The following is a 9,374-nucleotide window of genomic DNA, read 5'->3' as shown; positions in this document are numbered from 1 at the left end:
CAGGAAGGCCCCCTTCCTGTACCTAGGCGCAAGGAGTCCTTCACAGACCCTGACCCGCGATCAGCCCCGCAGCCAAATCCAGTAGGCACTAAGACACTCTTGGCTCTAACGACCCAAAACACTCACGACCCGTAGCAGCTGACGACCGCCGCGGCGCGGTCACGCAAGGACGTCCGCAACCACTGCGGGGCCAGTACTTCCGCGTTCGTGGCGAGCTGCCACAGCGCCCACTGGGCGTGTCGGGCGTCTTGGAAGGATGCCTCCAGCCGCAGCCAGCCGTCCGCGTCGGTTTCTTCGGCGCGGACGGCCAGCGCGGTGTCCGCCAGGTCCCCGCGCCTCGCGGGATTCACGCGCGCCAGCACGATGACCTGGTCGCCGCCGTTCCGGAACCGCGTCGTGCGTTCCTGCCATGCCCGGTCCAGATCGACCCGCTCCGGTCGCTGCGCGGGTTCGTCGAGTTTCTCGGCTTCCAAGACGCGGGAAAGGCGGTAGGTGCGGTCCTCGCCGGATCTCGTGGCCAGCAGATAGCCTTGGCCGCGGACGGTGACCAGGCCGATCGGATCCACCGTGCGCCATTTCGGGGCCTGGTCCGCGGCCGCGTAGTGGATGCGCAGCTTGTGTCCGGCGAACACCGCGCGCCGGACCTCGGCCACGACGGTGTCGGGCACCTCCTCGGCGTCCAGCCGGCGCGCCAGCAGGTCGGTCTCCGGGTCGATGAGCAGCCGCTGGGCCGCGCCCGCCGCGGTGTCGCGATAGCTCTCGGGCAGCGCGTCGACCACCTTTCGCATACCTGAAGCAAGCGCCGAACCGAGGCCGAACGCCTGCGCGCCGCGCCGCGATCCGGCGACCAGCAGTGCGAGCGCCTCGTCGTGGTTCAGCCCGGTGAGTTCGGTCTGGAAACCGGGCAGCAAGGCAAAACCGCCGTGCCTGCCGCGTTCGGCGTAGACCGGGACACCCGCCGCGGACAGCGCCTCGATGTCACGCAGCACGGTGCGGGTCGACACCTCCAGCTCGCGGGCGAGCGCGGTCGCGGACAACCGTCCGTGCCGGCGCAGCAGGAGCACCAGCGATACCAACCGGTCGGCGCGCATACGGAAACTTTACCGGAATACACGACACAGGATGTCGGGTATTCGTTGGGAGGCTGCTCCCCATGACAAGCAAGACTGTGGCCACTGAGCCGAACGACCTGGGGAAGTACTTCATCGAACGCGCCAACGCGGGCGATGTCGACGGACTGGTGGCGTTGTACGAACCGAACGCCGTGCTGGCGTTCCCGCCCGGCAGCCTCGCGACCGGGCACGCGGAGATCCGCAAGGTGTACGAAGAGTTCGTCGCGGCCGCGCCGGTACTCGAACCGGGCAGGCAGCATCTGGCGCTGGTCGGCGATGACCTGGCGCTCACCGCGTCCACGCTGACCACCGGCGAGATGACCGTCGAGATCGCCCGTCGGCAGCCGGACGGATCGTGGCTGTGGGCCGTGGACCAGCCGGTACTCCTGCCCTAGCGAGGTGGCGGTGGGCTCGGCGCGCCCGAGCCCACCGCCGTCCGTCACCGAGGAGCGGTCATGAGAAAGATCGTGACGATCGGCGTCTACGGCTTCACTGCCGGGGCGTTCGTCGAAGAACTCACCGACGGGGGAGTGGGGCTGCTGCTCGACCTCCGTCAGCGTCGCGGCGTCCGCGGGCCCGACTACTCCTGGGCGAATTCGGTGCGACTCCAACGCGCGCTCGCCGAGGCGGACATCGGCTATCGGCACGTGAAGGACCTGGCGCCGACGACCGACTTGCGCCGGCTCCAGTACCGCGAGGACGACCGCCAGGGCGTGGGCAAGCGGAACCGGGTCTCGCTCGCGGCCGAGTACGCCGAGCGCTACATCCGCGAGATCCTCGACCCGTTCGACCTCGGTACGCTCGTGGCCGGGCTCCCGGACCAGTCGGCGATCGCGTTCTTCTGCGTCGAACGCGACCCGGAGGCATGTCACCGCTCACTCGTGGCCGCCCGTCTGCGCGCCGAACACGGCCTGCCGGTCACGGATCTCCGCCCGGTGTCGTAGCGACGGCCGCCGGAGCCGCGCACTCTGGTGGGCATGTCGCTTGACGAGGTCCTCGCCTTCCACCGGCAAGAAGCAGGCCCCGTGCGGTTCGCCGGATCGTTCGGCGCCTGGGTGGCCCACCCGGTATTCCAGAGCCGTGACTCGCGTGCTCAGACTCCGCACGCCTGAGTTCGGCATCCAGCACGTGAGATCCCTCTTCAAGCACGCGAGTTACGTGCTCAAGCACGCGAGTCACGCCTTCGCGCTGGCCGCCAACCCCGCGAACAAGTCGGCCACAGCGAACCCGGGCATCACGCCACGTTTGCCTTACCCCTCAATAATGCGATTGACGTCGACCCCGGCCTGGGCAATGCTGATGTCACACCGAACAAACCAAGGAGTGGTCATGACGAACACGCGACAGCGATCGATGCGGTGCTCGTCATATTATCAAGGACTTCTGGGCCGCTCGGGCTTCCCTTCGTGAGGTAATACTCCTCGCGTCCGGGAGCCGCCCCCATCGGGAAACCGATCAGGGCGGCTTTCTTTATTTCGTGGCGGAGCAGATATTCGTGACGCAGAGGGTTCGACTCCCTCCTCCACCACGTTCGCCCTTGTAGCCCAACGGAAGAGGCAACGCGCTCAGAACGCGTCCAGTCCAGGTTCGAATCCTGGCAGGGGCACCGATCCCGGTTGGTGTAACGGCAGCACGGCGGATTTTGGATCCGCTCGCCCAGGTTCGAATCCTGGACCGGGAGCTGAAACATCCTCCGCTTGTTCATGAAGGAATTGGGACACTCAACGTCCCAATTCCTTCATGAACAAACCCGGGCCCCCGCATCTGGGAACGATCAGGTGTGCGCGGCCCGGTAGATCCGCATCGCGGCGCGAATGTGGTCCTCCGCGGCGTCGCGGGCCGCCTTCTCGTCGCCCGCGACGATGGCCCGGCAGATGTCCTGGTGCTGGCTGAGCACGGTCTTCGCCCAGTCGCCGTCGGACAGGTTGGAGACGGTCGAAACCGCGATCCGGTCCCAGATGCGGTGCAGCGCGTCTTCGAGGAACGGGTTCTTCGGGATGTCTGCGAAGGCTCGATGGAAAGCCATGTTCGCGCGCGCGGATCGTTTGGTGTCACCGTCGTCGACGGCTTGTGCGACCTCGTCGGCGGCGTCTTGGAGGTCGCGGATCACGGCGGGGGCGACGAGTCCGGCGGCCTGCTGACGTGCGGCGTGTGCCGCCGCCAGTCCTTCCAGTGTCGCGCGTAGTTCGTAGATGTGCTCGATCTCGTCGCTGCTCAGGGCCGCGACGGCGACTCCGCGTGCGGCGGGCACGACAAGGCCGTCGGTTTGGAGCCGCCCGAGTGCCTCGCGCACGGGTGTCCGGCTCACGCCCAATTCCTGTGCGAGGGCGGCCTCCGTGAGGCGCTCGCCGGGGGCCAGGTCTCCGTTGGCGAAGCGGCCACGCAGGGTGGTGTACACCTCGTCAGCGCTGCTTGACGCTCCGTCACGTGTTCTCACGTCGCCAGCATACAGTGCATGCAAAACCTCCGGGAGCACTGTTGACATGCATTGCATGCAATGCATACTGATCCCGTCGAGAAGGAGGTGAGCAGGCATGTCGCCTGAACCGGATCTGCCCGCACGCACGGATATGACGATCACCGGGCTGACCGTGGTCACGATGGATCCACGCCTGGGAGACCTCGCGGACGCCACGGTGACGGTGAAATCCGGCGAGATCACCGCCGTCACCGCCGGGCCCTCGGGCGACCCGGACGCGGTCGACGGCAGCGGGCTCGTCGCGTTGCCCGGATTCGTGGACACGCACTGGCATCTGTGGAACAGCCTCCTGCGCGGGACGGTCGGCGACGCGCCGGGCCGTGACTACTTCTCGGTGAAACGAGGACTGGGGCCGCACCACGACGTCGAAGACTTCTATTGGGCGGCGAGGTTCGCGCTCGCCGAAGCGGTGACCGCGGGCATCACGACCGTGCACAACTGGGACCACAACGTCCGCACCGGCGAGGACGCCGACGTGAACGTCCGCGCGCAACTCGACGCCGGTATCCGCGGTCGCTTCTCCTATGGGCCGCGCGATTCCACACCGTCGGACGAAAAGATGGACCTCGATGATCTCCGCCGGTTCGCCGGCCGCTGGCCACCGGAACGCCTCGACGGCCTGCTCGACTTCGGTGTGGCGCTCCGGGGTCCTTATCGGACACCGGCGGAGGTCTACCGTCCGGAATGGACGGCCGCGCGGGAACTGGGCATGCCCATCACCATGCACTGCGATCGTTGCCTGCGGGAGGAGGGGTGCCGCTCCTGCGGCCTCACGCGGCTCGCCGACGAAGGCCTGCTTGGCCCGGATCTGCAGATCGTGCACGCCGTCCACGCGTCGTCCGACGACATCGCCGCGTTGGCCGCCACCGGCACCCGCGTTTCGCTCAGTCCTATCACCGAGATGCGCACGATGGGCTTTCCGCTGGTGAGCGAACTGATGGAAGCGGGCGTGCCGGTGTCGCTGTCGACGGACACGCTCGCGATGCCGACGGCTCCCGACGTCCTCACCACACTGCGTGCCGTCGAAGCGGTCGAGACGGCGAGGCGCGGGTCCACAGTGGCCACTCCGCGCAAGCTGCTGGAGATGGCGACGCTCGGCGGGGCAAGGGATCTCGGCCTGGCGGACGTCATCGGTTCGATCACGCCGGGGAAACGAGCCGATCTGCTGTTCCTCGACGGGACGGCGGCGAATCTTCTGCCCTCTGGCGATTTGGCCGAGGCGCTGATCCGGCAGGGCCGCGCCACGGACATCGTCAAAGTGATGGTCGACGGCCGGATCCTGCTCGAAAACGGCAGGCTCGCCCAGCCGTCGGCACAGGCGGCGATCAACGAAGCCGACGCGCGGCGGGACGCCCTCGTCGCCCGTGCCCGCGCGGCGGGCGCCTGGGAGTGATTCCCGACCCCCGATTCAACGACGAAGAGGCGGTGCACGAATGACCACCAACACTGCGCGAACAGAGCAGGCCGGAGGCGCTGTCGCCACCGGACCGGCGATCGCCATGTTCGCCTTGCTCCTGCTCGCCTATTCGGTCAACGCGATGGACCGTATGGTCTTTCCCGTACTGCTGCCCGAAGTCCGGGCGGAGTACGGCTTCAGCCTCGATCAATCCGGTCTGCAGGCCACGATGTTCGCGCTCGGCATGGGCCTCACCGGCATCCCCGCCGGGATCGCGCTCGCCCGCTTCGGCCGCAAGGTCCTGATCGTGGCAGGCACGGTCATCTTCTCGCTGGCGACGATCATGACCGTCGTCAGCGCCGGATTCGCCGACATGCTCGCCTGGCGGGTGCTGTCCGGTGTCGGCGAGGCATTGCAACTGGCCGCGATCATCACCGTGGCGGCGGGGGCGTTCCCCCGGCATCGCGGCCTGGCGATCGGGGCGGTGAATATGGCCTTCGCGACCGGATCCGTGGTGGGCCCGCTGGTCGCGGCCGCGTTGCTGACCGAGCCGAGCGCGTGGCGCGTCCCCATGATCGCGTTCGGCGTCCTCGGCCTGATCGTCGCCATGGCGGTCGTCCTGTTCATCCCGCGCCGGTTCAGCGAGGCCACGAGTGAGCGGGCACAGACGCACCATTCCGGCGGCGCACCGTCCATTGTGTCCCGCAACCCGATGCTGCTGGCGGCTATCACCGTCCTTTTCGGACTGGCGGATTTCGCTTACATCGGTTTGTATGCGACCTACGTCCGGGACGAGCTCGGGTTCACCGCGGGACAGGCGGGCCTGGCCGTCGGCCTGTCCGGGCTCGCCGCGTTCGCGTCCCCGCTCGGCGGCTACCTCACCGACCGGCTCGATCCCGCGTCTGCCTGGTATTAGTCAATGTCTTGACCGCGCTGGCCGCCGTCGCGTTGTTCACCGGTCCGCCCAGCCCGGCCTGGCACGCGACGTTCTCGTTCCTGTTCGGACTGTTCGCCAGCAGCGGCGGGTATGTCGTACTCGCCGGTCTGCTCGTCAAATCGGTACGCCCGCGGATCGCCGGGCACGCGTCCGGCCTGTTCATCACGTGTATCTACGTCGCCGCCGGAGTCGCCGGGTACGTGTTCAGCCGGTTCGTCGGCGTTCTGGGCTGGACCGGCGGCGGGCTGGTCCAAATCGCCGGTCTGTCCCTGATCGGCGCGCTCCTGGCGCTGTTCCTGCGCCCGATCCTGTTCAGCACGCCCGAAAGAGAGATTCGATGACGTTACTGTTCAGTCCGTCCACTGTGTCCTTGCCGGTCGTCGGAACGGCCGATCGGTTTCCCGTGCGCCGGGTGTACTGCGTGGGACGCAACTACGTCGACCACGTCCGTGAGATGAAGGAAGGCGACGAGCGCGACGACCCGTTCTTCTTCCAGAAACCGGCGGACGCGATCGTCGAGGACGGCGCCCGTGTACCGTATCCGCCCCGTACCGAGGACTTCCAGTTCGAAGGGGAGCTGGTGGTCGCCATCGGGGCCGAGGGCGTCGACGTCCCCGCCGGCCGAGCGCTGGAGCTGGTCCTCGGTTACGCCGCCGGGATCGACCTGACCCGCCGCGACCGGCAACGCGACTGCCGGGAACGGCAGATCTCCTGGGAGGCGGGGAAAGCGTTCGACGCGTCCGCACCGTGCGGCCCGATCACCCGGGGGGCCGACGTCGGCGAGGCCGGGTTGACGTTGTCGGTCAACGGCGAAGTCCGTCAGCGCACCCGGACCGGACTGATGATCTGGAACGTCGCCGAGATCATCACCCACCTGTCCGCCGACTACCGGCTCATGCCCGGCGACCTCGTCTACACCGGAACCCCGGCCGGTGTCGGCGCTGTCGGGCCCGGCGACGTCGTCCGCGTCGACATCGACGGCCTGGAGCCGTTGTCCGTCACCATCACCGAAAGCGGGAGCCATGAAACCGACTGAACGCATCGGCTACGACCCCATCCACGGTCGTCCGGCGCTGAGCCTGCCCGGCGGGGCGCGCGTCGCCGTCTGGCTGATCGTCAACGTGGAGGAGTGGTCGGAAACCGAGCCGATGCCCCGGACCGTGCTCACCCCGCCGGCGGGCGGGGTCCCGACCCCCGACGTCCCCAACTGGGCGTGGCACGAGTACGGCAACCGCGTCGGGTTCTGGCGGATGCTCCGCGTCATCGACCGGCACGAAATCCCCGCGGTGCTCGCCATCAACGGCTCCGCGATCAGCGCGTACCCGCAGATCACCCAGGCCGCGATCGAGCGGGACTGGGAGTTCGTCGGACACGGCTTCACCCAGAAGAACATGCAGAAGGTGGCGGACGAACGCCTCGACATCCAGCGCACCCGCGACGCGATCACGAAAGCCACCGGCAGCAGGCCGCGTGGCTGGCTGGGCCCGGGACTGACCGAGACGTGGGAGACACCGGACCTGCTCGTCGAAGAGGGTTACGAGTACGTCTGCGATTGGGTGCTCGACGATCAGCCGACCCGGCTGCGCACCCGCACGAGCCCGATCGTGAACGTGCCCTATACCCAGGAATGCAACGACGTGGCGATGATGCTGATCCAGCACCACACCGCGGACGAGTACCGGCGGCGGGCGATCGACCAGTTCGACCAGATCCTCGACGACGCCCGCGCGGACGACTCAGCACGGGTAATGGCGCTGGTCGTGCACCCGTACATCATGGGAGCCCCGCACCGCCTGAAGTACCTCGACCAGGCGCTGGAACACATCCGCGGCAACGACGAGGCGGTGTTCTGCTCCGGCGCGCAGATCCTGGACTGGTACGAGGAGACACAACCCTAGGACTCGCCGCTGATCCGGGCCGAGCCGACCGACGCCGCGGCGATCGTCCTCGCCGCGGTCTGCGTCGACGAGCTGGAATTCAGGCTGGTCAAGGAAGCCTGGTTGAGGGCGTGCACGACGAACTCGTACGTGTTCACCGTCGAGGGTGAGCAAGGTCCCTGATAGCCGTACAGGCTCGCGCTTCCCCGGTAGTAGACCTGCCTTGCTCCGGCGGGGACCGCGGGCCGGTAGGCGTGCTCGACGTTCTGGGGGAGCGAGGTCGTGGTCGCCGGGATGTCGTAGATGACCCAGTGGATGAGGTTGGCGTTGTCGAGGTCACGCATGACGATCGCGTAGCTCTTGGCGGCGGCGGGAGCGCCGGACCAGGACAGGGGAGGAGACTCGTTTTTCTTGGCCGGGTCTTGACCGCCGCCGCTGGTGCACTCGTGGACCTTGGGTATCACGCCGCCGTTGACGAAAGCGCTGCTGGACAAGGCGAACGCGTTCCGGCCCGGCGACGCGGCGGCGGGGGAGACGGCGGCGGCCGAGGTGATGAGCAGGGCGCAGAACACGATGCTGGTGCTTCTCACTGGAGGCTCCCGAGGCTATTGGTGCGCTGAATCCAGCGTAGGCACCCCGGATTCCCCTGGCAGCGCACTTTCCCGGCCAAACGCGGTGTATTTCAGTGGTGCACGAGCACGGAGAAGTAAATCGGCACCTCGATCACCCGGACGAAACCCTGGAGACCGTGCGGGAAGTCGTACGCGCGGTGTAGCGGGACTGCGCGATTCGGCCGATGGGCAGCGATACCCGGCCTGGCTACGATCGAAGCACTTCCCCGGCCATCGGAGGCCCCATGAGACCGCCCCGATTCCGCAGCCTTCTCGGGTTACTTCTGTGCTTCTGCCTCACCGTCCCGTCCACCGCCCAGGCGACCGCTCCCGCTCCTCTCGGCGGTGGCAGTCCGCTGGTGACCGGCACCTCGTCCCGCTGCACCGCCGGTTTCGCCGCGATCGGGGGCACCACCGGCTACCTGATCGCCGGCAGCTCCTGCGGCAGGCCCGGCGACACCGTCCGCAGCGCGGGCCGGGTGGTCGGCGTGGTCTCCGCGGCGCCGATGCCGCCGATCGGCGCGATCGTCATCCGGGTGACCAACACCGTCGACTGGCGGCTGGTGGGGTCGATCCCGCCGGTCGACCCCAAGGTGACGATCACCGGTTCGACCGAGGCCCCCGTCGGCGCTTCGGTGTGCAAGTACGGCGTGACCACCGGCTGGCGGTGCGGGGTGATCCAGGCGAAGAACCAGACGATCAACTTCCCCGAAGGCGCTCTCTACGGCTTGACCCGGACGAACGTCTGCGCGGAGCCGGGAGACAACGGCGGACCGTTCGTCAGCGGGACGCAGGCCCAGGGTGTGCTGGTCGGCGGAAGCGGGAACTGCACCAGTGGCGGCACTTCCTACTTCCAGCCGGTCAACCGCGTCCTTTCGGCCTACGGGCTGACCATCCTGACCGGGTCGTGAGTGGCGATCTCAAGCACGTGACTCGCGTGCTTGAGATCGTAACTCGCGTGC

At 67.9% G+C, this 9,374-nt stretch carries 12 protein-coding genes and 2 tRNA genes; 11 read left to right on the top strand and 3 right to left on the bottom strand.

Annotation, left to right across the window (positions count from 1 at the left end; all coding sequences use genetic code 11):
• Positions 1-122: 122 nt before the first annotated feature.
• Positions 123-1,091, bottom strand: coding sequence for a WYL domain-containing protein (locus AB0M65_RS33595; RefSeq protein WP_364036902.1), 969 nt, complete (start codon positions 1,089-1,091; stop codon positions 123-125).
• A 77-nt stretch (positions 1,092-1,168) separates the two neighbouring features.
• Between AB0M65_RS33595 and AB0M65_RS33590 the strand changes: the two genes are divergently transcribed.
• The 5 genes from AB0M65_RS33590 (at position 1,169) to AB0M65_RS33570 (ending at position 2,793) form a co-directional block, all read left to right on the top strand.
• On the top strand, positions 1,169-1,507 hold the full coding sequence (locus AB0M65_RS33590) for a nuclear transport factor 2 family protein (RefSeq protein WP_364036911.1): 339 nt from the start codon (positions 1,169-1,171) through the stop codon (positions 1,505-1,507).
• A gap of 60 nt (positions 1,508-1,567) precedes the next feature.
• Entirely contained in the window at positions 1,568-2,056 is a 489-nt protein-coding gene (locus AB0M65_RS33585) for a DUF488 domain-containing protein (RefSeq protein ID WP_364036899.1), read from the top strand.
• Between the two features lie 33 nt (positions 2,057-2,089).
• Complete coding sequence (locus AB0M65_RS33580; RefSeq protein WP_364036896.1) at positions 2,090-2,224, top strand: hypothetical protein; 135 nt, start codon at positions 2,090-2,092, stop codon at positions 2,222-2,224.
• Between the two features lie 421 nt (positions 2,225-2,645).
• A tRNA-Leu gene (locus AB0M65_RS33575) sits at positions 2,646-2,718 on the top strand.
• Positions 2,719-2,722: 4 nt separating this feature from the next.
• Positions 2,723-2,793 (top strand) — tRNA-Gln (locus AB0M65_RS33570).
• Positions 2,794-2,886: 93 nt separating this feature from the next.
• Here the strand turns inward: AB0M65_RS33570 and AB0M65_RS33565 are convergent.
• Positions 2,887-3,549: a GntR family transcriptional regulator gene (locus AB0M65_RS33565; protein ID WP_364036893.1), complete on the bottom strand. Its 663-nt coding sequence runs from the start codon at positions 3,547-3,549 to the stop codon at positions 2,887-2,889.
• Positions 3,550-3,646: 97 nt separating this feature from the next.
• Here AB0M65_RS33565 and AB0M65_RS33560 point away from each other — a divergent pair, with 97 nt between their 5' ends.
• Genes AB0M65_RS33560 through AB0M65_RS33540 form a run of 5 tightly spaced genes read left to right on the top strand, consistent with a single transcriptional unit; the run spans position 3,647 to position 7,822 of the window.
• Entirely contained in the window at positions 3,647-4,984 is a 1,338-nt protein-coding gene (locus AB0M65_RS33560) for an amidohydrolase family protein (RefSeq protein WP_364036890.1), read from the top strand.
• A gap of 40 nt (positions 4,985-5,024) precedes the next feature.
• Entirely contained in the window at positions 5,025-5,903 is an 879-nt protein-coding gene (locus AB0M65_RS33555; protein WP_364036887.1) for an MFS transporter, read from the top strand.
• An 8-nt stretch (positions 5,904-5,911) separates the two neighbouring features.
• The gene (locus tag AB0M65_RS33550; protein WP_364036884.1) at positions 5,912-6,265 is read left to right on the top strand and encodes a hypothetical protein; all 354 of its coding nucleotides are present in this window, start codon (positions 5,912-5,914) and stop codon (positions 6,263-6,265) included.
• Positions 6,262-6,960: a fumarylacetoacetate hydrolase family protein gene (locus AB0M65_RS33545; RefSeq protein WP_364036881.1), complete on the top strand. Its 699-nt coding sequence runs from the start codon at positions 6,262-6,264 to the stop codon at positions 6,958-6,960. The genes AB0M65_RS33550 and AB0M65_RS33545 overlap by 4 nt, the downstream gene beginning before the upstream one ends.
• Complete coding sequence (locus AB0M65_RS33540) at positions 6,947-7,822, top strand: polysaccharide deacetylase family protein (protein ID WP_364036878.1); 876 nt, start codon at positions 6,947-6,949, stop codon at positions 7,820-7,822. Before AB0M65_RS33545 ends, AB0M65_RS33540 begins: the two co-directional genes overlap by 14 nt.
• Here the strand turns inward: AB0M65_RS33540 and AB0M65_RS33535 are convergent.
• Complete coding sequence (locus AB0M65_RS33535; protein WP_364036875.1) at positions 7,819-8,391, bottom strand: YbhB/YbcL family Raf kinase inhibitor-like protein; 573 nt, start codon at positions 8,389-8,391, stop codon at positions 7,819-7,821. The genes AB0M65_RS33540 and AB0M65_RS33535 overlap by 4 nt on opposite strands.
• A gap of 266 nt (positions 8,392-8,657) precedes the next feature.
• On the opposite strand from AB0M65_RS33535, the gene AB0M65_RS33530 reads away from it, so the two are divergent.
• The gene (locus tag AB0M65_RS33530) at positions 8,658-9,323 is read left to right on the top strand and encodes a S1 family peptidase (RefSeq protein ID WP_364036872.1); all 666 of its coding nucleotides are present in this window, start codon (positions 8,658-8,660) and stop codon (positions 9,321-9,323) included.
• The last annotated feature ends 51 nt before the right edge of the window (positions 9,324-9,374 follow it).

This window comes from Amycolatopsis sp. NPDC051071 (genome assembly GCF_040682875.1).
In the GTDB taxonomy this organism is placed as follows: Bacteria; Actinomycetota; Actinomycetes; order Mycobacteriales; family Pseudonocardiaceae; genus Amycolatopsis.
The sequence above is the reverse complement of the archived record's forward strand: the minus strand, read 5'-3'. Positions and strand labels throughout refer to the sequence as shown.

What these genes read in the sequence shown, in the direction of transcription:
- AB0M65_RS33585 (WP_364036899.1), top strand. Translation starts at nt 1,568, where the DNA reads ATGAGAAAGATCGTGACGATCGGCGTCTACGGCTTCACTGCCGGGGCG.
- AB0M65_RS33595 (WP_364036902.1), bottom strand. Translation starts at nt 1,091, where the DNA reads ATGCGCGCCGACCGGTTGGTATCGCTGGTGCTCCTGCTGCGCCGGCAC.
- AB0M65_RS33580 (WP_364036896.1), top strand. Translation starts at nt 2,090, where the DNA reads ATGTCGCTTGACGAGGTCCTCGCCTTCCACCGGCAAGAAGCAGGCCCC.
- AB0M65_RS33530 (WP_364036872.1), top strand. Translation starts at nt 8,658, where the DNA reads ATGAGACCGCCCCGATTCCGCAGCCTTCTCGGGTTACTTCTGTGCTTC.
- AB0M65_RS33540 (WP_364036878.1), top strand. Translation starts at nt 6,947, where the DNA reads ATGAAACCGACTGAACGCATCGGCTACGACCCCATCCACGGTCGTCCG.
- AB0M65_RS33560 (WP_364036890.1), top strand. Translation starts at nt 3,647, where the DNA reads ATGTCGCCTGAACCGGATCTGCCCGCACGCACGGATATGACGATCACC.
- AB0M65_RS33555 (WP_364036887.1), top strand. Translation starts at nt 5,025, where the DNA reads ATGACCACCAACACTGCGCGAACAGAGCAGGCCGGAGGCGCTGTCGCC.
- AB0M65_RS33545 (WP_364036881.1), top strand. Translation starts at nt 6,262, where the DNA reads ATGACGTTACTGTTCAGTCCGTCCACTGTGTCCTTGCCGGTCGTCGGA.